The sequence below is a fragment of the Streptomyces sp. NPDC054794 genome, from assembly GCF_053611585.1.
The window spans coordinates 1-23,062 of the sequence record NZ_JBSHAQ010000022.1 but is presented as its reverse complement, the minus strand read 5'-3'; the positions used below and the strand labels follow the sequence as shown (position 1 = coordinate 23,062).

Sequence of the window (23,062 nt, the reverse complement as noted above, 5' to 3'; positions counted from 1 at the left end):
CACTACGGGGCCTGCAGGACGGCGCCGGGCGGGCCTCTCGGACCGCGCCGGGCGGCCCCCTCAGACGGCGCCGGGCATGCCTCCGCCGACCGTGAAGCCGATGACCGAGCCGCCGCCCTCGCGCCGGAAGGCGAAGGGTGTGCCGCCGTGAGCCACGGCCACCTCGCGCACGATGGACAGGCCGAGGCCCGAGCCGGGCAGGGAGCGGGCGTCGGCGGCGCGGTAGAAGCGGTCGAAGATGCGGATGAGATCGCCGTCGGAGACCCCCGGCCCCCGGTCCAGGACCGTGACCCGGACCGTGCCGCCGCGGGCATCCCTGGCCTGACCCGCTCCCCCGGTGCCGACGGCGCCCCAGGCCCCGGCGGCGCCCGGCAGCGGGCCGGTGATCTCGACCTCGATGGGCGCCTTGCCGCCCTCGTCGAACTTCGCCGCGTTCTCCACGAGGTTGGAGATGGCCCGCTGCAGCCTCCCGGGGCGGCCGTCCGTGCTCGTGTCGCCGCTCGCCCGCAGCACGATCTCCCGCCCGGTACGGCGCCGGGCGAGGCCCACCACGTCCTCGGCGAGGTCGGCGAGGTCCACCCGCTGCGGCGGCTCGGCGTCGGACTGCCCGGCGGCGAGGTCCACGAGCTCGTTGACCAGGTCGGTCAGCTCCCGCGCCTCCTGGCTGAGGTCGGCGACGAGTTCCTCGCGGGTGGCGGGCGGGAGTTCGTCGATCCGGCGCAGCAGGGAGATGTTCGTCCGCAGCGAGGTCAGCGGGGTGCGCAGCTCGTGGCCCGCGTCCTGGACCAGGCGGCGCTGGTCCTCCTCGGACTGGGCGAGCCGGCCGAGCATGCGGTCGAAGGCGCGGCCGAGGCGCCCCACCTCGTCCAGGCCCGCGACCGGCACCTCGATGCCCAGCTGCCGGGTGCGGGCGACGTCCTCGGCGGCCGAGGTGAGCACGACCAGGCGCCGGGTGATGCGGCGGGCCAGCCACCAGCCGAAGAGCCCGGCGCCGACCACGACGGCCGCCATGAGGGCGAGCGTGCGCTGCTGGAGCGCCCGCAGCAGGTCCTCGGTGTCGCTGAACTCCTGCGCGACCTGTACCGCGCCCCGTCCGTCGCCGAGCGAGACGGTGGCGATGCGGAACAGGTCGGAGCCGACCGGGACGTCCCGGTACTCGACCGTCGTCCCGGCCTCCCGCGCGCTCGCCGTGGCCCGGTCACGGCCGGAGACGGGCAGCACCGGGCTGCCGTGGTCGATGATCTGCCCCTGCGCGCCGAGCACCTGGACGTCGGTGCGGGCGGGCCGCACCAGGTCGTGCCCCGGGCGGGAGGAGCTGAAGTCCTCCGGCACCATCTCGTGCTGCCGCACCTCGTCCTGCACGTCCTGCACGACCTGCGTGAACACCGACTGCTGGTCCACTCGCACCAGCCGGGCGGCGGCGCTGTAGGACAGGATGCCGACGAGGATCGTGACGGCGGCGGTGACGGCCGCGAAGGACACGGCGAAGGTCGTGCGCAGCGACACCAGTTTGGGCCGGCGCCGCGCCAACAGCCGCCGCAGGCGGCCCACTCAGTCCTCCCGCAGCACGTAACCCACGCCCCGGACGGTGTGGATCAGCTGCGGCGCGTCGGGCTCGTCCAGCTTGCGGCGCAGATAGCCGACGTAGACGGCCAGGTTCTTCGAGCCGGGGCCGAAGTCGTAGCCCCAGATCCGGTCGTAGATGGTCGAGTGGTCGAGCACGATGCCCGCGTTGCGGACCAGCAGCTCCAGCAGCTCGAACTCGGTGCGGGTCAGCTCCAGCTCGCGCCTGCCGCGCCAGGCCCGGCGGGCCTGGAGGTCCATGCGCAGCCCGGCGGCCCCGACCTGGCGGTCGGGGAGCTGGGTGTCCTTGGCCGGTTCGCTCGCGGTGCCGTTCGCGTTGGTCCCGGCGACGCCGGCGGTGACCGGGCTGGTGCGGCGCAGCAGGGCGCGCAGCCGGGCGAAGACCTCCTCCACGTCGAACGGCTTGACCACGTAGTCGTCGGCGCCGGCGTCGAGCCCGGCGATCCTGTCGGCGGTCTCCACGAGCGCGGTGAGCATCAGGATCGGCGTGCGGTCGCCCTCGGCGCGCAGCACCCGGCACACCTGGAGCCCGTCGATCCCGGGCATCATCACGTCCAGGAGGAGCACGTCCGGCGGGGTGCGATGGGCCTGCGCCAGCGCCTCGACGCCGTCGGCGACCGCCGTGACCTGGTAGCCCTCCAGGGTCAGGGCCCGCTCCAGGGCGTGTCGGATGGCGCGGTCGTCTTCGGCGAGCAGCACTGTCTGGGGCACGCTCCCAGTCTGCCAAGGCCTCGGCCGGTTCGACCGGGCTGAGCAGGCCTACGATCACCCTTTTTACCGGTCTCTCACCGTCACAGGGGCAACGCGCGACGAGGGCCCGCCGTCTTCTCGGTGAAGTCGGCGGGCCCTCGTCCGGGCGTGCAACGCCCCGGGCCCACATACCGGACGATCACCCACCGGACGAGCTGACGCGGGCCAGCTGTTCCGCGAACGGCACCACCGTGAAGTCGGCGACCTCCAGGTGCGCCGGCTTCTTCTCCTCGCGGCCCGCCGACAGACCCGTCATCAGCGCGGCCAGCTCACCGGCCGCCCGGTCGACGCGCTCCGGCAGCCCCTCGGCGCCCCAGTCCTCCGAGGCGGCGTAGACCCCGGTCGGGACGGTCACGGCCCGCAGGTAGGCGAAGAGCGGACGCAGCGCGTGTTCCAGCACCAGGGAGTGCCGGGCGGTGCCGCCGGTCGCGGCGATCAGCACCGGCTTGCCCGCCAGCGCGTCCTTGTCGAGCACGTCGAAGAAGGACTTGAACAGTCCGCTGTACGAGGCGGAGAACACCGGCGTGACGACGATCAGCCCGTCCGCCCGCGTCACCGCGTCCAGCGCGGCCGCCAGCGCCTTCCCGGGGAATCCGTTGGTGAAGTGGTGCGCGATCTCCACGGCGAGGTCGCGCAGCTCGATGACCTCGACGACCTCGCCGTCCACCGGGGTCTTCCGGTCGACGGCGGCGGCCAGCCGGTCGGCCAGCAGCCGGGTGGAGGACGGGACGCTCAGCCCCGCCGAGACGACGACGAGCTTCATGCGGCGGTCTCCTCTTCCCCGGTTTCTCCGGTCTCCCCGGCGGTCTCCCCGGTTTCCCCGGCGGTCTCCTTGGCGGCCAGCAGCGACGCGTGGGTCGGCGCGTCCGGCACGTCGGCCGGGCGGCCCTTGGCGAACTCCTCGCGCAGCACCGGCACGACCTCCTCGCCCAGCAGGTCGAGCTGCTCCAGCACGGTCTTCAGCGGCAGGCCCGCGTGGTCCATCAGGAACAGCTGACGCTGGTAGTCACCCGCGTACTCGCGGAAGGACAGCGTCTTCTCGATGACCTGCTGCGGGGAGCCGACGGTCAGCGGGGTCTGGTCGGTGAAGTCCTCCAGGGACGGACCGTGACCGTAGACCGGCGCGTTGTCGAAGTACGGACGGAACTCGCGCACCGCGTCCTGCGAGTTCTTCCGCATGAACACCTGGCCGCCGAGCCCGACGATCGCCTGCTCCGGGGTGCCGTGGCCGTAGTGGGCGTACCGCGTCCGGTAGAGCTCGATCATCCGCTTCGTGTGCTCGGCCGGCCAGAAGATGTTGTTGTGGAAGAAGCCGTCGCCGTAGTACGCGGCCTGCTCGGCGATCTCCGGGGAGCGGATGGAGCCGTGCCAGACGAACGGCGGTACGTCGTCCATCGGCCGCGGGGTGGAGGTGAAGCCCTGCAGCGGGGTGCGGAACTTCCCTTCCCAGTTCACGACGTCCTCGCGCCACAGGCGGTGCAGCAGGGCGTAGTTCTCGATGGCGAGGTTGATCCCCTGGCGGATGTCCTGCCCGAACCAGGGGTAGACCGGACCGGTGTTGCCGCGGCCCATCATCAGGTCCACCCGGCCGTCGGCCAGGTGCTGGAGCATCGCGAAGTCCTCCGCGATCTTCACCGGGTCGTTGGTGGTGATGAGGGTGGTGGACGTGGAGAGGACCAGCTTCTCGGTCGTCGCCGCTATGTAGCCCAGCATCGTGGTCGGGGACGACGGCACGAACGGCGGGTTGTGGTGCTCACCGGTCGCGAAGACGTCCAGGCCGACCTCCTCCGCCTTCTGCGCGATGGCGACCATGGCCTTGATGCGCTCGCGCTCGGTCGGCGTCCGGCCCGTGGTCGGGTCCGGGGTGACGTCACCGACGCTGAAGATCCCGAACTGCATGGTCGCTCATCCTCCAAGTTGTTGACGGTTCAACTATACCCCTCCAACCGTCCCCCCTTCCCCGGTATTCCGACCGCTGTCAGTGCCCCGCTCTACGATCGCCCCATGGCCGCCCCACGCCGTGACACCCGAGGCATCGTCGACGCCGCGGAGCTCTTCGCGCACGTGGACTTCCGCCGCCGCGAGCCCGCCGAGCCGCTGCGCCCCTATCTGGAGCACTACTGGCTGATCGACTGGGACCTCCCCCAGCCGTACGCCTCGCACGTCGTCCCGCACCCCTCGGTGAACGTCGTCTTCCAGACGTACGCGGACCAGGAGCCCTTCGCCGAGGTCGCAGGCATCGGGCTCGGGCTCTTCACCCAGAAACTGGAGGGGAGGGGACGGGTCTGCGGGATCCAGTTCCGGCCCGGCGGCTACCGCCCCTTCGCCCCCGACCGGCCGGTCTCGGAGTGGACGGGCCGGCGGGTCCGGCTCCCCGACGCCGACCCGGCGCCCGTCCTCACCCCGGACGACGAGGACGCCCGCGTCGCGGCCCTCGACGCCTTCCTGCTCTCCCTGGAACCCCGACCCGACCCGCAGGCCGACCTCGCGATGGCCCTCGTCGACCGGATCCGCGCCGACCGCACGATCCGCCGCGTCGCCGACTTCGCCGCGGCCGAGGGCATGTCCGTACGACTGCTCCAGCGGCTGTTCGCCGCCTACGTCGGCGTCGGCCCGAAGTGGGTCATCCTGCGCTACCGCATCCACGAGGCCCTGGAGCGCGCCGAGACCGAGCACGCGGTGGACTGGGCGGCGCTCGCCGCCGACCTCGGCTACGCGGACCAGGCACACCTCGTCCGCGACTTCACCGCGACGGTGGGGGTGCCCCCGACCGCCTACGCCACGAAGGCCTCCGGCCCGGCGGCTTCCTGAACCTCTAGTCCAGCGGCTTCCTGAAGTGGAACGCCGCGATGGACATCCGCTCGCGCAGATAGAAGCGGTGCGCGTCGGTGCGGTGCGTACCGGAGTCCAGCGCCAGCTCGTGGCAGCCGAGGGCGCGGGCGCGCCCCTCCAGGTGGGCCAGGAGCGCGCGCCCCACACCGCCGGAGCGGACGGCCGCCGAGGTGACCAGGTCGTCGACGTACAGCTGACGCAGCGTGCTGGTGTTCACGATCACCCGCCAGCCGGCGACCCCGGCGCACACCCCCTCGTCGGTGTAGGCGGCGGTGAACCGCAGCCCCTGCGCGTGCCCCTCCTCGTAGACCTGCCCGAAGAGCTCCTCGGTCAGGTGGGGGCGCAGCTCGCGCAGAACGGGCAACAGCTCGGTGGCGAGCCGGGGATCGCCCGGCTTCACGTCAACGATCTCCATGGGCCGCACCCTAGACAATCGCTACGGGACGAGGACCAGCCGCCCGCGCACCCCGCCCTCGGCCAGCCGCGCGTGCGCTTTGACCACCTCGTCCAGGCCGTAGGTCTCGGCCACCCGCAGGGTCAGCACGCCCTCGTCCACCAGCCGCGACAGCTCGGCCAGCCGCGCCCCGTCGGCGTCCACCTCGACCGCCGCGGTCCGCACGCCCCGCACGGACGCCGGGTGGGCCCCCGGATGTACACCCACGTAGGCACCGCCGTCCCGCACCCGCTCCAGGGCCGCTCGCCGAGGAGCGCCGCGTCCAGGACGGCGTCGGCCTCGCCCGGCGCCGCTCGGCGGTGGTGAAGCGCGCCGCCCCCAGGGACCGTACGAGCTCCTCGTCCCGCGCGCGGGCGACCGCGGTCACCGCGATCCCGCGGTGCGCGGCGAGCTGCACGGCGAACCCGCCGACCGCACCGGCCGCGCCCGTCACCAGCAGCGACTGCCCGGCCGAGAGCTCCAGCAGGTCCAGGGCCTGCGCGGCGGTCAGCGCGTTCAGCGGCAGCGTGGCCGCGTGCGCGGCGTCCGCCGTCGTCGGCGCCTCGGCGACCGCGTCCGTGTCGACGACGACGTACTCGGCGTGCGTGGAGTCGGAGGACAACCGGGCGTCAGCCGAAGCCCGGGAGCAGACCGGCGCCAGTCGGTGAGCAGCCCGGCGCCCGCCGGAGCAGGAGGTAGCCCGGCGCTGGTCGAAGGCGCAGAAAGGACCCGCGTGGGTGCTACTCGCGGCCCTCGCGCAGGCGGGTGACCTGTTCTCCGCTGAATTCCACCGTTCGCCGCATGTGGCCGACGATCACGGCGAGTTCGGTGTCGTTCAGGTCGTCGAAGAGTGCCGTCCAGTCGCCGCCCAGCCGGTCCCACGTCCGTCCGAACTCGGCGATCTTCTCCGGCACGGTCGCCACGAGCACCCGGCGCCGGTCGGCCGCGTCCCGCTCCCGGACGACGTACCCCGTCTTCTCCAGCCGGTCCACCAGCCGGGTCGCCGACCCGGTCGTCAGCCCCGTCAGCTCCGCGACCCGGCCCGTCGTCACCGGGCCGCTCTCCAGCGTGAGCAGGTTCAGGCACTGCAGATCGGTGGGGTGCAGGCCGAGCCGGTCGGCGACGGCCTGGTTGAACAGGGCGTACGACGCCATGTAGCGGCGGGAGACGGTGGACAGCTCGGCCAGCAGCCTCGCCCGCTCGGTCCCGTTCCCGGACATGCCGCACTCCCCTTCGTCTGCGCCGCGCAGAGATCGTATCGATCGTACGCCGCGCAGCTCGTCCGTCCCGCTCAGAACGAGTACGCGTCCCCGGTGTCGAGCACCAGCACCCGCACCTGGTCGTTCGTCCGGTCGCGGTCCACCATGCCGCCGCTCCACACCGTGGCGATCTCCAGCCTGACCTCCTGCGGCCGGTCCCGCAGCATCAGCCCGAGGTCGATCCGCTGTCCGGGCCCGTCCGCGGGCAGCGGGCCCGTGCCGCACACCACCTCCCGCTCACCCGTGCGGACGCAGCCGACCGGCAGGATCTGCCGGTCGGCGAGCGGAACCGACCAGCGCAGCCGCACGTCGGCCTCCGGGACGGCGGACGGCCCGTGGTTGCTCGGGGTCAGCTGGACCTCGACCCGGTCCCCCTCCATCACCGCCGAGCCGTGAAACGCCAGGTCGGCCTCCGGCACCCCGCCCGCCCGTGCGGGCCCGGCGACCGTGACCGCGGCGAGTACGACACCTCCCATTGCAAGTACCTTCGTCGTCGTCCGCATGCTCACCACTCCGCGTTGTACGTTGTTTTCGTCGTGTATGTCATGTACATCGTGTACGTCTTGCCAGTTCGGATACCGGTATGACAAACACATCTATCCCCCGTGCGGCAGCGGACAGGCGCCATCCATCAGGTGACGCGCGTGCGAGGCTGGCGGGCATGCCGATCCTCCGCTCCGCCGCCCTCTTCGTCGTCGCCGCTTTCTTCGAGATCGGCGGCGCCTGGCTGGTCTGGCAAGGCGTGCGCGAGCACCGCGGCTGGCTGTGGGTGGCGGGCGGGGTGCTGGCGCTCGGCGCGTACGGCTTCGTCGCCACCTTCCAGCCGGACGCCCATTTCGGACGCATCCTCGCCGCGTACGGCGGGATCTTCGTCGCCGGTTCGATCCTGTGGGGCGTGGTCGCCGACGGCTACCGGCCCGACCGCTGGGACCTCGCCGGCGCGCTGATCTGCCTCGCCGGCATGGCCGTGATCATGTGGGCGCCGAGGAGCGGGAGCTGACGGCGGCCTACCCTGGTCGGGAAACGAACGTACGCACGTCCGAGGACCCGAGGAGCAGCCCATGGCCCCCGCAGCACCGTCCGCCGCCACCCGCATCGCCGTCGTCACGGGTGCGAGCAGCGGCATCGGCGCCGCCACGGCACGCGAGCTCGCCGGGGCCGGCTACCGGGTCGTCCTCACCGCCCGCCGCAAGGACCGCATCGAGGCGCTGGCGGAGGAGATCGTGGCGGCGGGGCACGCGGCCACGGCGTACCAGCTCGACGTCACCGACCGGGCGGCGGTCGACGAGTTCGCGACGGCCTTCAAGACCGTCGGCGTCCTGGTCAACAACGCGGGCGGCGCGCTCGGCGCCGACCCGGTGGCCACCGGGGACCCGGCGGACTGGCGCACGATGTACGAGACCAACGTCATCGGCACCCTGAACCTCACCCAGGCCCTGCTCCCCAAGCTGGAGGCGAGCGGCGACGGCACGGTCGTCGTGGTGTCCTCCACCGCGGGCCACGGCACGTACGAGGGCGGCGGTGGCTATGTCGCCGCCAAGCACGGCGCCCACGTCCTCGCCGAGACCCTGCGCCTGGAGATCGTCGGCAAGCCGGTCCGGGTCATCGAGATCGCCCCCGGCATGGTCAAGACCGAGGAGTTCGCCCTGACCCGCTTCGGCGGCGACACGGACAAGGCGGAGAAGGTCTACCAGGGCGTGGCCGAGCCCCTCACCGCCGGCGACGTGGCCGAGACGATCGCCTGGGCCGTCACCCGCCCCAGCCACGTCAACGTGGACCTCCTGGTCCTGCGCCCGCGCGCCCAGGCCTCCAACACCAAGGTCCACCGGGAACTGTGATGCCCGAGGTCCCCGAGGTCCCCGAAGTCCCCGAAGTCCCCGAGGTTTCCGCGGACAGCGCCTCCGCCGAGAAGCGCCGCCTGGAGCGGGAGACCAAGAACGAACGCCAGGTCTGGTACTTCCTGGCCTACTTCCTCTTCGGCATCCACTTCATCGCGTTCGTCATGATCTACGCGGTGCGGCACGCGAAGTAGCGCGCCGTCCCGCCGACCGCGGGGGACGCCTGGTCGGCGGGACGGCTGTCAGTGGTGCGGGGAACGCATCACGTGCCGCACCGGCACCGGCACCGGTTCGGGCCGCGCGGACGGGGACCGGCGGACGAGCCGTCCCACCACGCCCGCGACCGCGACGACCACGAGGGTGATCAGGACGCCCATCGCGACCGGCCGGGCCGGGGAGCGGACGCCGCGACCTCGCGGAATCGGTCCCAGCGCACCTGGGGCCGGGGCAGACCCCGGCGTTGCAGATACCGGTCCGTGGCCCGCTGGGTGCTGCGCAGGACCCGCGGCGCGTCGCTCGGCCGTCCCGAGCCCATCGGCTCCAGCACCTTGCCGGGGACCAGCAGCCAGCCCTCGTCGGTCCGGCACAGCTCACCGCGGACCAGCGCGTTCCGCATGTGGTTGAGCCGCTCGTCGTGCCGGTGCACCAGCAGCGAGGCCGGGCCGGGGGCCACGGCGCAGTCGTCGGGCGGGAGCACCGCGAAGCCGCCGGCCGCCGGTGCCGTCCGGGTCCGGGCCAGGACGGGCGCTCCGGACGCGTCGCGGACGCCGAGGACCGCGGTGGAGTAACCGGCCAGCTGCGCGGCCCCGGGCAGCGGTGCGCCGCCCGCGACGGCGGACGCCTGCGGCAGGGGCGGCACCGAGGCGGGCCGCACGATCACCTGTTCCGGAGCCACGGTGATGACGAGCCGCAGGTAGTACCAGTCCATCAACCGCCGCATGGGCCACGAGAGATACGACCGGCTGTGCGGCTGCCGCTCGAAGAGCACCCGCCAGTAGTCCTCAAGGTCTTCGGGGCCCGTCCTGATGTCGTCGGGACACTCGGCCCGGCCGCCGACGAAGATCTGCGGGGCGTCGCCGAGGCCGCTGCCGGTGGGGTCGGAGAAGAGCAGGGCGACGCGTCCGTCCCGGCGCACGTTCAGCGCCTTCTGCGCGAACGCCAGGGACGTGGTCAGCCGGAGCGTGCCGTCCTCGTGCCGTCGCACCGCCGTCGGCCAGGCCAGCGGCGTCCCGTCCCGGCCCAGCGTGGCGAACTCGCAGGTGCGGTAGGCGTCGAGGACGTCGAGCGGGGCGGAGTCGAGGACGGTCACCGTCCCGCCTCCCCGGTCAGCGGGGCCCGCATACCGCGGCAGAAGGAGGCGTACTGCCGCCGGCCCACCAGCCGCCACATCAGGCGTCCCAGCAGCGACGCCCGGCCGAGGAAGTAGGCCCGCTCCTCCTCGGTGGCGTCCTCCAGGATCGCGCCGATGGCGAGCATGACCTTGTTCTTCGGGAGGGTCTCCAGCCCGCGGCGGCCGACCTCGTCCCACTCGTCGACGGTCAGGTGCTCCTCGACCAGCGGAAGGACGAGCCGCTCCTCGTCGTCGAGGTGGTCGAGCAGCACGAGCCGGTGCTCCTCCAGCGCCAGGGCGAGCTCCTGCCCGGCGACGCTGTCGGCCGACCCCTGCCACTGGGGTGCCCACTGCGCGACCGCAGCCAGGGTGGCGTCGATGCGTTCGTGCTGCTCCGCCATCCGGACGACCAGTTCCTCGTTCGCGGCCCGAGCGCGCACGAGCGGCCAGATCAGCTCGTCCTCAAGGGTGTGGTGGTGGTGCAGACCCGTCACGTAGTCGGTCAGATAGGCCGAGACCTCCGCGGCCCGTGCCGACGCGCCGTCCGGTACGGCTCGCACCAGCCGGGGCAGCAGCGCCGACTCGCGGCGGAAGACGCGGTGGACCACGACCATCTCGTGGGTGTAGGGACGCCCGTCGGCGGGGAGGCTGGACGGTGCACTGCTGAGGGACACGCGGGTGTGCTCCAACGATCGGTTTCGGACAACGGATGCCCACGCTGCCGCCGCCCACTTGGCGACGACTTGGCGTCCCGCTCGGCGTCGTGCCCGATGCCTTCCTGGCCAGGGCGTTTACCCCTCATTGACGGGATGCGTACAGCCCTCGGCTAGATTCCGGCGACGTGCTGCGTATCAGAGTCCTGGGTCCTTTGGGTGCCGACGTCGCGGGGGAACCGGTGGGACTGGGAGCCCCGCGGCAGCGGGCGCTCCTCGCGCTTCTGATCGCGGCCCGCGGCGCGGTGGTGTCCGTCGACCGCGTGGCGGACGACCTGTGGCGCGGGGCGCCCCCGGCCAAGGCGACCGTGTCCCTGCACGCGTACGTGTCGAACCTGCGCCGCCTGCTCGAACCCGAGCGGCTGCCCCGCACACCCGCCTCGGTCCTGGTCTCCTCGCCCCCGGGATACGCCCTGCGGCTGCCCGAAGAGGCGGTGGACGCCTGGCGTTTCGAGGCCCGGGTGGGCCGCGCCCGGCGCGCCCCGGCCGCGCAAGCCCGCGAGTTGCTGGCCGAGGCGCTGCGCTGGTGGCGGGGGCCCGCCTTCCTGGAGCACGCGGACGAGACCTGGGCGGGGCCCGAGGTGGCCCGGCTGGGCGCGCTGCGCGCCGAGGCCCGTGAACTCGCCGTCGCGGCCGATCTGCGCACCGGGCACCTGGCCGAGGCCGCCGCGGCGGCCGAGGAGATGGTGCGGGAGAGCCCGTTGCGGGAGGAGGGCTGGCGGCTGCTGACGCTCGCCCACTGGGCCGGCGGCCGGCGCGGCGACGCCCTCGGCGCGCTGCGCGGAGCGAAGTCCGTACTGCGCGACGAACTCGGCTGCGATCCCTCCCCGGCCCTGGCGGACCTGGAACAGGCCGTACTCGCCCAGCGGTTGGACGTGCTGCGCGCAGCCGTACCGGAACCGCCTTCGGCCGGCGCTGCCCCGGCCGGTCTGCCCGGCGGCGGACACGAGCTCTTCGTCGGCAGGAGCGCGGAATTGCGGGCCCTGGACACCGCCGCGCGGGCCGCCCGGCGCGCGGGCGGCACGGTGCTGGTCACCGGAGAGGCGGGCGCGGGCAAGTCCGCCCTGCTCGCCCGGCTCGCCGACCGTCTGCGCAGGGAGGGCTGGACGGTGGTGATCGGCCGCTGCCCGGAGTACGAGGGCGCACCGCCGGCCTGGGCCTGGGTGGAGGCGCTCGGCGCGCTGGCCCGGACCGTGCCCCCGGCGCAGTACGGGGAACTGGCGGCCCTGCTGTACGAACCGGACGGAACGGCCGCCACGACCCGCGACGAGGCGACCGCGGGACTCTTCCGTATGCACCGCGCCTTCACCGCCTGGCTCCGGGACGCGGCCGGCGCGCGGCCGCTCGCCGTGCTGGTCGAGGACCTGCACCGCGCCGACGGCCAGACCCTCGCCCTGCTCGAAGCGGCGACCGCGGTCACCGGCGTGGCCCTCCTCACCGTAGCCAGCTACCGCCCGGCCGAGGGGGGCGAGCAACTGGCCAAGACCCTCGCCCACCTCGCTCCCCGGCTGCCGCACCGCATCGCGCTCGCCGGCCTGTCACCGGGCGACGTCGCCACCGTGGTCGACGCCGTCTGCGGCGAACCCGTGGACGCGACCACGGTGGCGGCGCTCGCCGAACGCACCGGCGGCAATCCGTTCTACGTGTGGGAGAGCGCCCGTCTGCTGGCCGGCGAGGGCGCGCTGGTGGCCGTGTCCGAGGTACCCCAGGGGGTGCGGGACGTGCTGCGCAGACGGCTGGCGCTGCTGTCCGCCGACGCGCGTACGGCCCTGCGGCTCGCGGCCGTCGCGGGGCTGGAGTCCGACGTGGCGCTGCTGGCGGACGCGGCCGACGCGGACGAGGAGACCGTACTGGCGGGGCTCGACGCCGCCGTGGCCGCGGATCTGCTGACCGAGCCCGGGCCCGGACGCGTCCGGTTCGTGCACGCGCTGGTCCGCGACACCGTGTACACCGACCTGTCGGGCATACGCCGCTCCCGCCTGCACGACCGCATCGCCCGGGAACTGCGTCGGCACCGCCCGGACGACCTGGCCGGACTGGCCCACCACTTCGCCCGCTCGGGCAGGACGGCGAACGCTCCCCTGGCCGTCGACTACGCGCTGCGCGCCGCCGAGGTGGCCGAGCGGCGTTACGCCCACGACGTGGCCGTCGGGCTGATCCAGCAGGCCCTGGACGCGCAGGCCGCGGCCACCGCCGACACCGACGCCCACCCGGACGACACGGTCGCGCTGCTGGTGCGGCTGCTCGGCGCGCAGGTGCGGGCCGGTGCCACGGACGCCGCCCGGCACACCCGGCAGCAGGCGGTCGACCTGGCGGTGCGGGCGGGCCGGGACGACCTGGCCGCGGCGGTCTACGGCGCCTGGACCGAGCCCTCGCCCTGGCGCAGCCGGCTGGAGGGCTTCTGGGACCGGACCGCGCTGGCCCGCCTGGAGCGGCTCGCCCACGACGACACGCTGGACGGTCCGACCCGTGCCCGGGTGCTCCAGGTCCTGGCGGACGCGGTGGCGGGCGAGGACGCGCCGCGGGCGGCCACGGCGGCGCGGGCCCAGCTGGCGCTGGCGCGGGCCGACGGCGAACCGCGGCTGCTGGCCTCGGCGCTGATGACGTCGGCCCGGCTGCTGCCGCACGAACTGCAGGGCGCCGACCGCACGCCGCTCGTCGACGAACTGCGCGGCCTCGCCCGGACGCACGACCTTCCCGCCTACCACTGGGTGTGCGAGCACCTCGACGGACTGACCGCCGCGACCCGCAACGACCCGGACGCGGTACGCCGGCACACCGCCGCGGGCCTGGAACTGGCGCAGCGCTACCGGATGCGCTGGGCGCGGGCCATCAACGCCACCACGCTGGCCATGCTGGCCGCGACCGCCGGCCGTTTCGACGAGGCGGAGGCCCGGTACGCCGAGGCGGACGACCTGTTCCAGCGGGTCGGGGCGCACCACGCCACGGGCCCGCGCACGCTGGGCCTGTGGACCATCCGGCTCACGCAGGGGCGGGAGGCCGACATCGAGCCGGTCGTCCGCCAGGTGCACGCGGCCGTCGGCGCCCCCGTCGCCGTCGCGCACGCCCTGGTCCTGGCCCGCCTGGGCCGGCTGGACGAGGCCCGGGCCGTGTCCTTCCCGCCGCGTCCGGTGACGGACCACCTCTACGGCGTGGAGCTGGACTACCGCAGCGAGCTCGCGGTCCGGCTGGGGGACCGGGACACCGCGGCCGAGCTGATCCGGCAACTGCTGCCCCTGCGGGAGCAGTTCGCCGGCGCGGCGGGCGGGGCGTACGCCACGCGTCCGCTCGCCCACCCGCTCGGCGACCTGTACCGGTTCACCGGTGAACGGCAGTGCGCGGCCGAGGCCTACGCCCTGGCCGAGCGCGTCGCCCGCGCCTGGGACTCGGCCCACCACGCCACCGCGGCACGCCGGGCCGCGGCCCGGCTCGGTTAGCCCGGCCCGGCCGGCCCGGCCGCGTCAGCCCTTCACGCAGACGACCTGCTTCAGCTTCGCCACGACCTCGACCAGGTCCCGCTGCTGGTCGATGACCTGCTCGATCGGCTTGTAGGCGCCCGGGATCTCGTCGACGACGCCGGAGTCCTTGCGGCACTCCACGCCCCGCGTCTGCTCCTCCAGGTCCTTCGTCGAGAAGCGGCGCTTGGCCGCGTTGCGGCTCATGCGCCGGCCGGCGCCGTGCGAGGCCGAGTTGAACGACTGCTCGTTCCCGAGGCCCTTCACGATGTACGAGCCGGTGCCCATGGAGCCGGGGATGATCCCGTACTCGCCGGAGCCCGCGCGGATCGCGCCCTTGCGGGTGACGAGCAGGTCCATGCCCTCGTACCGCTCCTCCGCCACGTAGTTGTGGTGGCAGGAGATCTCCGCCTCGAAGGTCGGCTTCGCCTTCTTGAACTCCTTGCGGATCACGTCCTTCAGGAGCGCCATCATGATCGTGCGGTTGTACTTGGCGTACTCCTGCGCCCAGAACAGGTCGTTGCGGTAGGCCGCCATCTGCGGGGTGTCCGCGACGAACACCGCGAGGTCGCGGTCGATCAGTCCCTGGTTGTGCGGGAGCTTCTGGGCCACGCCGATGTGGTGCTCGGCCAGTTCCTTGCCGATGTTCCGGGATCCGGAGTGGAGCATCAGCCAGACGGCGCCGTCCTCGTCCGTGCACACCTCTATGAAGTGGTTGCCCGAGCCGAGCGTGCCCATCTGCTTCGTCGCCCGCTCCTCGCGGAACTTCACGGCCTCGGCGACCCCGTCGAAGCGTCCCCAGAACCCGTCCCAGCCGGCGGTCGGCAGACCGTGCAGCCGTCCCGGGTCCACGGCGTCGTCATGCATCCCCCGCCCCACCGGAATGGCCTGCTCGATCTTCGACCGGAGCCGGGAGAGATCACCGGGGAGGTCGTTGACGGTCAGTGACGTCCGCACCGCCGACATGCCGCAGCCGATGTCGACGCCGACCGCCGCCGGGCATACCGCGCCCCGCATCGCGATGACCGAGCCGACCGTCGCACCCTTTCCGAAGTGGACGTCCGGCATGACCGCCAGGCCCTTGATCCAGGGCAGGGTGGCGACGTTGCGGAGCTGCTGCAGCGCCACGTCCTCCACGGTCGCGGGATCGGTCCACATACGGATCGGAACCTTCGCGCCCGGCATTTCCACGTACGACATATCGTCCTCTTTCCCCCGGTAACCAAACAGAAGCCTTGAAACGCAAAAACCGGAGCCAAGGTCAACGAAAGGGACAACGGACCGGCGTCCACGGTGGTGCGTGCGATACACATTGTTGTCTGGGGGCGCCCCGCCGCGGCAAGCGATTAACCAGCGGGGACACTGGATCACCGACCGCGGCTTTCGTCGCGCGGACACCGTCGAGAGGAGCCTGACCGTGCAGCGGAAGGCCTACGTACCCGGCACCGCAGCGCTCCTCGCGGCCCTGCTGGCCGGCTGCACCAGCGGCTCGGCGGACAAGGACACGACGGACAACGCGAACCCGGGCACCGGCACCACGGCCTCCGCGGTCGCCGAGCCCGGCAAGTACCGCGTCCTGCCCGAAGCCTGCAGCGCGGTCGACCACGACACCCTCGACTCCCTGCTGCCCGGCATCGCGCAGATCGCCGACGCGGATCAGCGGGACAAGGCGTACGAGGGCGAGGCGACGCTGACGTACGACACCGACCGCAAGGTCGGCTGCCGCTGGAAGGTCGAGTCCGCCACCGCGACCCACCACCTGCTCGTCGACTTCGAGCGGGTCGTCTCGTACGACACCGCGGTCAGCGACGACAGCCAGGCCGAGCAGCTCTACGCCACCCGGGAGACCGCGGCCGACCTGCCCGAGCCCACCGCCTCCACGGTGGCCGCCGGCAGCGAGCCGAGCTCCTCGTCCACCGAGTCGCCCTCGTCGCCCTCCTCGCCGCCGACGTCCTCGCCGACGTCGACCGTGTCCCCGACCGGCTCCCCGTCCGGTACCCCGCCCGCCTCCGGCTCGGGCTCCGGCTCCGGCTCCGGCTCGCAGTCCTCCCCCTCCGCCTCCTCCGCCGCCAACCTCCAACCCCGCACCCTCGACGGGCTCGGCGACGAGGGCTTCCTCGACGACCAGCTGAACGGCGCCGGCTCGGCGGCCGGACAGCGGACGGTGACTGTGGTGTTCCGCACGTCCAACGTCATCGTGACCATCGAGTACGAGGAGCAGCCGACCGCCACCGGCACGGTCCCGGACAGCAAGGAAATGCAGGACAGGGCGCAAAATCTGGCCGCACAACTGGCCGACTCCCTCAACGGTTAGCCGCGCCGCGGCCCCGCGCCGGGGCCGTACGCAAAGCCCGTGAACCGGAACCGCACAGCTCGCTCACCGCGTACCGTGGCCCCTCGGACCCGATCCGACCGCAGGAAACCCGAGCGTCATGAGTGAAGGAACCATGCAGCGAGCAGCCATGCGAGACGACCACCGTGCCCAGCGTGACGAGCGTGACCAGCGAGCGGGAGGCCTCCGCCGCATCCTTGTCTGCGCCGCCGCCGTCCCCGTGATGCTCGTCGCCGCCGGCTGCTCCTCCGACTCCGGCGACGACGGCGGCGACAAGGCCCAGCAGTCCGCCAGCAGCAGCGCCACCGGCGGCGACAACACCAAGAGCGCCTCCCCGACCGTGCAGGCGGCCGCCTACCGGAAGCTTCCGGAGGTGTGCGGGGTGCTGTCGGGCAAGACCCTCGGCGAACTCGTACCCAAGGGGTCGAAGTCGGGCAAGGAGGGCACCACGGACGATACGGCGTCGCGTGCCAGCTGCTCCTGGAACAGCCTGGACAACAACGGCGTGAAGGGCTCCCAGTTCCGCTGGCTCAACGTCTCCCTCCTCCGCTTCGACTCCGACACCAGCCGCGGCTCCGCCGAGAAGCAGGCGCAGGCGTACTACCAGAAGCAGGTGCAGGACGCCCGGTCCGTGGACGGCGCGAAGAACGCCAACTCGGCGCCGGTCTCCGGAACGGGTGACGAGGCGACCTCGGTGCGCTACGACCTGAAGAAGAAGGAAGGCACCTTCAAGCAGCACACGGTCGTGGCGCGCGTCGAGAACGTCGTCATCACCCTCGACTACAACGGCGCGGGCCTGGCCGGCGACAAGACGCCGAGCGCCGACACCCTGTCGAAGGCGGCCCTGAAGGCGGCCAAGGAGGTCGTCGCCTCGGTGACCTCGGCGAACAGCGGTGGGTCGGGCTCCGGAGCGGATTCGGGCACGACGAAGCCCTCGCCGTCCAAGTCGGCGTCGAAGTCGGCGGGCGGCTCCTCCTCCAAGGCCCCGAGTGCCTCTCCGTCCAAGTCAGCGTCGAAGAAGAGCTGACCGTCACACCTGGCACACAACGCCCAGCTCATCCGCACAATTTGACGGAGTCCGGCCTTCCGCCGAGCCGGGCTCCGGGACCACCGGCAACACGTTCGCCGCACTCATGTGCCACCCTGTTGCGCGCAACAACACGCAAGGGGAGGGGAGTACGTGGCCGCGCCACTGCAGCTGACTCGGATGCACCGCATCCTCATCGGCGTGGTCGTGACCGGCGCCGTGATCATCGCCGGTATCGGCTTCGCCGGTTCCTACGCGGCCGTCCGCGAGCTGGCCATCCAAAAGGGCTTCGGGAACTTCTCGTACGTCTTCCCGATCGGCATCGACGCGGGCATCTGTGTCCTGCTCGCCCTGGACCTGCTGCTCACCTGGATCCGCATCCCGTTCCCGCTCCTGCGCCAGACGGCCTGGGTGCTGACCGCGGCGACGATCGCCTTCAACGGCGCCGCCGCCTGGCCGGACCCGCTGGGCGTGGGCATGCACGCGGTGATCCCGATCCTGTTCGTGGTCGCCGTCGAGGCCGCCCGCCACGCCATCGGCCGGATCGCCGACATCACCGCCGACAAGCACATGGAGGGCGTCCGCCTCACCCGCTGGCTGCTCTCCCCCGTGCCGACCTTCCTGCTGTGGCGCCGGATGAAGCTGTGGGAGCTGCGCTCCTACGAGCAGGTGATCAAGCTGGAGCAGGAACGTCTCGTCTACCAGGCCCGCCTCCAGGCCCGCTTCGGCCGCGCCTGGCGCCGCAAGGCCCCGGTCGAGTCCCTGATGCCGCTGCGCCTGGCCCGCTACGGAGTCCCGCTCGGCGAGACGGCCCCGGCAGGCCTGGCCGCGGCGGGCATCGAGCCGGCGGTGATACCCCCGGCACGGACGCAGGCCACCCCCGCGCCCGTCCCGCAGCAGAGCGCTCCTCCCGTCGAGCAGCGCCCCGAGCTGGTCGGCAACCCCAACGCCGGGCAACCGGAAGCCCCGCAGGCCCCGGACGACCAGAGTCCGTGGTTCCAGGGCCCCCTTGAGCAGATCAACTACCAGGGCGACTACGACCCCACCTTCGACCCCCCGTACGTGCCCGAGCAGCAGTACGCGGCGTGGTTCGCGGAGCAGCAGCAGTACCAGGAGTTCCAGGATCAGCAGCAGCGGTTCCTGGAGCCCGAGGCCGCCGAGCCCTCCCCGGAGGACACCGGCAGCTTCCCCATCCCGGTGGGCCCGAACCGCACCCGCGAACTCGGCGAGGGCGGCGGCCCGCCGGAGCCCGACGAGGAGGCCTACTACCAGGTCTTCCGCCAGTCGATAGACGGCAGCTTCCCCACTCCCGGCCAGTTCCGGGACGACGTGGAGTCGACGTACGGCATCGCGCTCCCGGCACGCGAGGCCGACCGCATGGTCAACCGCTTCACCAACCGCTTCAACGCGGAACTGGAAGCCGACCACATCGCCTGAGTCGGAAACGACACAAGGAAAAGGGGCCCTCTCGCGAGGGCCCCTTTTCCGTTGCGTCCTACTCCCCGAGCAGCTTGCGCACCCGGTCCTGCCCGACCGCCAGCAGCAGCGTGGGCAGCCGCGGCCCGGTGTCCCGGCTCACCAGCAGGTGGTACAGCAGCGCGAAGAACGTCCGCTGGGCGGTCTTGATCTCCGGCGGCAGCTCCTTGGGCGTGGCGTCGGCGGAGAACCCGGCCTGGACCTTGGGCACGCCGTAGACGAGGTGGGTCAGCCCGTCCAGGGACCAGTGCTCGGCCAGCCCGTCGAGCAGCAGCCGCACCGACTGCTGGGAGGCCTCGTCGAGGGACTTCAGCAGCTCGGCGTCGGGCTCGTCGCGCACGATGGTCCGCTGGTCGGCGGGGACGTGCGTGTTGATCCAGGCCTCGGCCTTGTCGTACCGCGGCCGGGCCTCGTCCAGCGAGCCGAGCGGGTTGTGCGGGTCCAGCTCGCTGAGGATCCGCAGCGCCTGGTCCTGGTGCCCGGCGGTGATGTCGGCGACCGACGCCAGCGTCCGGTACGCCATCGGGCGCGCCGTCTCCGGCAACTCACCGGCGGCGGTCCGCACCGCGCGGGAGTGCGCGGCGACGTCGGCCGGCAGCGCGGAGCCGTCGGCGACCTTGCCCGCGAGCTTGTCCCACTCGTCGTACAGCCGCTGGATCTCCTGGTCGAAGGCGATCTTGAAGGACTGGTTCGGCCGGCGCCGGGCGTACAGCCAGCGCAGGATCTGCGGCTCCATGATCTGCAGGGCGTCCGCCGGGGTCGGCACGCCGCCCCGGGAGGACGACATCTTCGCCATGCCGGAGATGCCGACGAACGCGTACATGGGACCGATGGGCTGCTTGCCGCCGAAGATCCCGACGATCTGCCCGCCGACCTGGAACGACGACCCCGGCGAGGAGTGGTCGACACCGGACGGCTCGAAGATCACGCCCTCGTACGCCCACCGCATCGGCCAGTCGACCTTCCAGACCAGCTTGCCGCGGTTGAACTCGCTCAACCGGACGGTCTCCGCGAAGCCGCACTCGTTGCAGGTGTAGGCCAGCTCGGTGGTGTCGTCGTCGTACGAGGTGACGGTGGTGAGGTCCTTGCCGCAGTTGCCGCAGTACGGCTTGTACGGGAAGTACCCGCCCAAGCCGGAGCTGCCGTCGTCCTCGCTCGCCGCGCCCGAACCCTCCTCGGCCTCCAGCTCGGCCTCGTCGACGGCCTTCTGCTGCTGCTTCTTCGCGGCCTTCGGCTTGGTCCGGTACTGCGCGAGGATCGCGTCGATGTCGCCACGGTGCTTCATCGCGTGCAGGATCTGCTCGCGGTACACCCCGGAGGTGTACTGGTCCGTCTGGCTGATCCCGTCGAACTCGACGCCCATCTCGGCCAGCGACTCGACCATGGCGGCCTTGAAGTGCTCGGCCCAGTTCGGGTACGCGGAGCCCTTCGGGGCGGGCACGGCGGTCAGGGGCTTGCCGATGTGCTCGGCCCAGGACTCGTCGATGCCCGCGATGCCGGCCGGCACCTTGCGGTAGCGGTCGTAGTCGTCCCAGGAGATGAGGTGGCGCACCTGGTACCCGCGCCGCCGGATCTCGTCGGCGACCAGGTGGGGGGTCATGACCTCGCGCAGGTTCCCCAGGTGGATGGGGCCCGAGGGCGACAGACCGGAGGCGACGACGACCGGTTTGCCCGGGGCCCGACGCTCCGACTCCTCGATGACCTCATCCGCGAAACGGGAGACCCAGTCGGTGGTCTCGGTGCTCTGAGCCACGTTCGGCACGTCCTCTTGTCCTGGAACTCTTGTGGGACCTCCATACTCCCAGACCGACCCGCGACCGGGAAAACCGCTTTACCTCCCATGGGATACTGGCCGGGTCTATCCATCCCCACGAGGAGAACGGCACCCATTCCTATGGCCCCGGTCACGTCCCTCAGCGACTCAGTCCAGCAGCACCTCGCGACGGCTCTCTCGGCGGCCCTGCCGGACGCCGGCTCCGCGGACCCGCTGCTGCGACGAAGCGACCGGGCCGACTTCCAGGCCAACGGGATCCTGGCGCTGGCCAAGAAGGCCAAGGCGAACCCGCGGGAGCTGGCCACCCAGGTCGTCTCCCAGGTCGTCGCGGGTGACGTGATCAAGGAGATCGAGGTCTCCGGCCCCGGCTTCCTCAACATCACCATCAGCGACAGGGCGATCACCGAGAACCTGGCCGCGCGGTACGCGGACGCGGACCGCCTCGGCGTCCCGTTCGCGGAGCGGCCCGGCACGACGGTGATCGACTACGCCCAGCCGAACGTGGCGAAGGAGATGCACGTCGGTCACCTGCGCTCCGCCGTGATCGGCGACGCGGTGGTCCAGATCCTGGAGTTCACCGGCGAGAGCGTGGTCCGCCGGCACCACATCGGCGACTGGGGCACCCAGTTCGGCATGCTCATCCAGTACCTGGACGAGCACCCGCACGAGCTGGACCACAAGGCCGCCGAGGTGACCGGCGAGGAGGCGATGTCGAACCTCGACCGCCTCTACAAGGCCGCGCGGGGGCTCTTCGACTCCGACGAGGAGTTCAAGACGCGGGCCCGCCGCCGGGTGGTCGACCTGCAGGCCGGTGAGCCGAAGACCCTCGCCATGTGGCAGAAGTTCGTGGACGAGTCGAAGATCTACTTCTTCTCCGTCTTCGAGAAGCTGGACATGGAGGTCCGCGACCCCGACATCGTCGGCGAGTCCGGCTACAACGACATGCTGGCCGAGACCTGCCGCCTCCTGGAGGAGTCCGGCGTCGCGGTCCGCTCCGAGGGCGCCCTGTGCGTCTTCTTCGAGGACGTCAAGGGCCCGGACGGCAAGCCGGTCCCGCTGATCGTGCAGAAGTCGGACGGCGGCTACGGCTACGCGGCCACCGACCTCTCGGCGATCCGCGACCGCGTCTTCAACCTGAAGGCGAACACGCTCCTGTACGTCGTCGACGCCCGGCAGGCCCTGCACTTCCGGATGGTCTTCGAGACGGCCCGCCGCGCGGGCTGGCTGAACGACGACGTGAAGGCGCAGCAGCTCGCCTTCGGCACGGTCCTCGGCAAGGACGGCAAGCCGTTCAAGACCCGTGCGGGCGAGACGGTCAAGCTGCAGGACCTCCTCGACGAGGCGGTCGACCGCGCCACGACCGTCGTCCGGGAGAAGGCCGAGAAGGTGGGCCTGTCCGAGCGGGAGATCGTCGAGAACGGCCGGTACGTCGGCATCGGCGCGGTGAAGTACGCCGACCTGTCGACCTCCGCCGTGCGCGACTACAAGTTCGACCTGGACCAGATGGTCTCGCTGAACGGCGACACGTCCGTCTACCTCCAGTACGCGTACGCCCGCATCCAGTCGATCCTGCGCAAGGCCGGCGAGGCCCGCCCGACGGCCCACCCGGAGCTGGAACTGGCGCCCGCCGAGCGCGCGATGGGCCTGCACCTGGACCAGTTCGCCGAGACCGTTCTGGAAGTGGCGTCGGCGTACGAGCCGCACAAGCTGGCCGCGTACCTCTACCAGCTGGCGACGCTCCTCACGACCTTCTACGACCAGTGCCCGGTCCTGAAGGCCGAGACCCCGCAGCAGATGGAGAACCGCCTGTTCCTGGTCGACCTGACGGCCCGCACCCTGCACCGGGGCATGGCCCTGCTGGGCATTCGGACGCCTGAGCGTCTCTGACCACGGCACGTACGGCGACGGCCCCCGCCGGAGGACCTTCCTCCGGCGGAGGCCGCTGTCGTCACGGGCCGGGCCATCGGCCCCCTGCGGCCGGGCGCGCGAATTCGCACCACACCGCCTTGCCGAGCCCCCGCTCCCCCACCCCCCACTTGTCGGCGAGCGCGGCCACGAGCAGCAGGCCGCGCCTGCTGGAGCGAGCGGCGCGCGGGCCGAGTGGAGACACGCCGGGTGGGCTTGGCGGCGAACGGCCGGTGGGAGGTGGCGCGCGAGCCGAGTGCAGACACGCCGGATGGACCCGGCGGCGAACGGCCGGTGGGAGGTGGCGCGCGAGCCGAGTGCAGACACGCCGGATGGACTCGGCGGCGAACGGCC

The 23,062-nt window shown here is 72.4% G+C and carries 20 protein-coding genes and 2 pseudogenes; 9 read left to right on the top strand and 13 right to left on the bottom strand.

Annotation, left to right across the window (positions count from 1 at the left end; translation table 11 throughout):
• Window positions 1–60: 60 nt before the first annotated feature.
• The 4 genes from ACWGKT_RS23300 to ACWGKT_RS23285 form a co-directional block, all read right to left on the bottom strand.
• Window positions 61–1,551 carry a HAMP domain-containing sensor histidine kinase gene (locus tag ACWGKT_RS23300; RefSeq protein ID WP_453275201.1) on the bottom strand — a complete coding sequence of 497 codons (1,491 nt, stop codon included), beginning with the start codon at window positions 1,549–1,551 and terminating at the stop codon, window positions 61–63.
• Entirely contained in the window at window positions 1,552–2,283 is a 732-nt protein-coding gene (locus ACWGKT_RS23295; RefSeq protein ID WP_356144170.1) for a response regulator transcription factor, read from the bottom strand. It lies immediately after the preceding gene.
• A 190-nt stretch (window positions 2,284–2,473) separates the two neighbouring features.
• Window positions 2,474–3,097, bottom strand: a complete 624-nt coding sequence (locus tag ACWGKT_RS23290) for an FMN reductase (protein WP_453275200.1) — start codon at window positions 3,095–3,097, stop codon at window positions 2,474–2,476.
• A complete protein-coding gene (locus ACWGKT_RS23285; RefSeq protein WP_453275199.1) occupies window positions 3,094–4,233 on the bottom strand; it encodes an LLM class flavin-dependent oxidoreductase in 1,140 nt (379 codons plus the stop codon). The genes ACWGKT_RS23290 and ACWGKT_RS23285 overlap by 4 nt, the downstream gene beginning before the upstream one ends.
• A 105-nt stretch (window positions 4,234–4,338) precedes the next feature.
• Here ACWGKT_RS23285 and ACWGKT_RS23280 point away from each other — a divergent pair, with 105 nt between their 5' ends.
• Window positions 4,339–5,145, top strand: coding sequence for a DUF6597 domain-containing transcriptional factor (locus ACWGKT_RS23280; protein WP_453275198.1), 807 nt, complete (start codon window positions 4,339–4,341; stop codon window positions 5,143–5,145).
• Window positions 5,146–5,149: 4 nt separating this feature from the next.
• Here ACWGKT_RS23280 and ACWGKT_RS23275 read toward each other — a convergent pair whose 3' ends face one another.
• The 4 genes and pseudogenes from ACWGKT_RS23275 to ACWGKT_RS23260 form a co-directional block, all read right to left on the bottom strand.
• Window positions 5,150–5,581 (bottom strand): N-acetyltransferase family protein, encoded by a 432-nt coding sequence (locus ACWGKT_RS23275; RefSeq protein ID WP_453275197.1) that lies wholly within the window; start codon window positions 5,579–5,581, stop codon window positions 5,150–5,152.
• 21 nt (window positions 5,582–5,602) lie between these two features.
• A pseudogene (locus ACWGKT_RS23270) lies at window positions 5,603–6,206 on the bottom strand (zinc-binding dehydrogenase); the annotation flags it as partial.
• A gap of 133 nt (window positions 6,207–6,339) precedes the next feature.
• Entirely contained in the window at window positions 6,340–6,819 is a 480-nt protein-coding gene (locus ACWGKT_RS23265; RefSeq protein ID WP_453275196.1) for a MarR family winged helix-turn-helix transcriptional regulator, read from the bottom strand.
• 71 nt (window positions 6,820–6,890) lie between these two features.
• Window positions 6,891–7,334: a hypothetical protein gene (locus tag ACWGKT_RS23260; RefSeq protein ID WP_356157758.1), complete on the bottom strand. Its 444-nt coding sequence runs from the start codon at window positions 7,332–7,334 to the stop codon at window positions 6,891–6,893.
• A 185-nt stretch (window positions 7,335–7,519) separates the two neighbouring features.
• Here ACWGKT_RS23260 and ACWGKT_RS23255 point away from each other — a divergent pair, with 185 nt between their 5' ends.
• The 3 genes from ACWGKT_RS23255 (at window position 7,520) to ACWGKT_RS23245 (ending at window position 8,890) form a co-directional block, all read left to right on the top strand.
• The gene (locus tag ACWGKT_RS23255; RefSeq protein WP_235455508.1) at window positions 7,520–7,858 is read left to right on the top strand and encodes a YnfA family protein; all 339 of its coding nucleotides are present in this window, start codon (window positions 7,520–7,522) and stop codon (window positions 7,856–7,858) included.
• A gap of 61 nt (window positions 7,859–7,919) precedes the next feature.
• On the top strand, window positions 7,920–8,696 hold the full coding sequence (locus ACWGKT_RS23250; protein WP_453275195.1) for an SDR family NAD(P)-dependent oxidoreductase: 777 nt from the start codon (window positions 7,920–7,922) through the stop codon (window positions 8,694–8,696).
• The gene (locus tag ACWGKT_RS23245; protein WP_453275194.1) at window positions 8,696–8,890 is read left to right on the top strand and encodes a hypothetical protein; all 195 of its coding nucleotides are present in this window, start codon (window positions 8,696–8,698) and stop codon (window positions 8,888–8,890) included. Before ACWGKT_RS23250 ends, ACWGKT_RS23245 begins: the two co-directional genes overlap by 1 nt.
• Window positions 8,891–8,938: 48 nt before the next feature.
• Here the strand turns inward: ACWGKT_RS23245 and ACWGKT_RS23240 are convergent, their stop codons facing one another.
• The 3 genes from ACWGKT_RS23240 to ACWGKT_RS23230 are packed head-to-tail and all read right to left on the bottom strand — an operon-like array spanning window position 8,939 to window position 10,700.
• A complete protein-coding gene (locus ACWGKT_RS23240) occupies window positions 8,939–9,073 on the bottom strand; it encodes a hypothetical protein (protein ID WP_453275193.1) in 135 nt (44 codons plus the stop codon).
• A complete protein-coding gene (locus ACWGKT_RS23235; RefSeq protein WP_453275192.1) occupies window positions 9,061–10,005 on the bottom strand; it encodes a pyridoxamine 5'-phosphate oxidase family protein in 945 nt (314 codons plus the stop codon). The genes ACWGKT_RS23240 and ACWGKT_RS23235 overlap by 13 nt, the downstream gene beginning before the upstream one ends.
• Complete coding sequence (locus ACWGKT_RS23230) at window positions 10,002–10,700, bottom strand: hemerythrin domain-containing protein (protein ID WP_453275191.1); 699 nt, start codon at window positions 10,698–10,700, stop codon at window positions 10,002–10,004. The genes ACWGKT_RS23235 and ACWGKT_RS23230 overlap by 4 nt, the downstream gene beginning before the upstream one ends.
• 167 nt (window positions 10,701–10,867) lie before the next feature.
• Between ACWGKT_RS23230 and ACWGKT_RS23225 the strand changes: the two genes are divergently transcribed.
• Window positions 10,868–14,176, top strand: coding sequence for a BTAD domain-containing putative transcriptional regulator (locus ACWGKT_RS23225; RefSeq protein ID WP_453275190.1), 3,309 nt, complete (start codon window positions 10,868–10,870; stop codon window positions 14,174–14,176).
• Between the two features lie 24 nt (window positions 14,177–14,200).
• Here the strand turns inward: ACWGKT_RS23225 and ACWGKT_RS23220 are convergent, their stop codons facing one another.
• Window positions 14,201–15,394 carry an RtcB family protein gene (locus ACWGKT_RS23220; protein WP_453275189.1) on the bottom strand — a complete coding sequence of 398 codons (1,194 nt, stop codon included), beginning with the start codon at window positions 15,392–15,394 and terminating at the stop codon, window positions 14,201–14,203.
• A gap of 217 nt (window positions 15,395–15,611) precedes the next feature.
• Here ACWGKT_RS23220 and ACWGKT_RS23215 point away from each other — a divergent pair, with 217 nt between their 5' ends.
• The 3 genes from ACWGKT_RS23215 (at window position 15,612) to ACWGKT_RS23205 (ending at window position 18,990) form a co-directional block, all read left to right on the top strand.
• On the top strand, window positions 15,612–16,508 hold the full coding sequence (locus ACWGKT_RS23215) for a DUF3558 domain-containing protein (protein ID WP_453275188.1): 897 nt from the start codon (window positions 15,612–15,614) through the stop codon (window positions 16,506–16,508).
• A gap of 118 nt (window positions 16,509–16,626) precedes the next feature.
• Window positions 16,627–17,553 (top strand): DUF3558 domain-containing protein, encoded by a 927-nt coding sequence (locus tag ACWGKT_RS23210; protein ID WP_453275187.1) that lies wholly within the window; start codon window positions 16,627–16,629, stop codon window positions 17,551–17,553.
• A gap of 153 nt (window positions 17,554–17,706) precedes the next feature.
• Window positions 17,707–18,990, top strand: a complete 1,284-nt coding sequence (locus tag ACWGKT_RS23205; protein WP_453275186.1) for a DUF2637 domain-containing protein — start codon at window positions 17,707–17,709, stop codon at window positions 18,988–18,990.
• A 130-nt stretch (window positions 18,991–19,120) separates the two neighbouring features.
• Here ACWGKT_RS23205 and lysS read toward each other — a convergent pair.
• Window positions 19,121–20,782: pseudogene (lysS, locus tag ACWGKT_RS23200) on the bottom strand (lysine--tRNA ligase); the annotation flags it as partial.
• A 141-nt stretch (window positions 20,783–20,923) separates the two neighbouring features.
• On the opposite strand from lysS, the gene argS reads away from it, so the two are divergent.
• Complete coding sequence (argS, locus tag ACWGKT_RS23195; protein ID WP_356157790.1) at window positions 20,924–22,690, top strand: arginine--tRNA ligase; 1,767 nt, start codon at window positions 20,924–20,926, stop codon at window positions 22,688–22,690.
• Window positions 22,691–23,062: the final 372 nt, after the last annotated feature.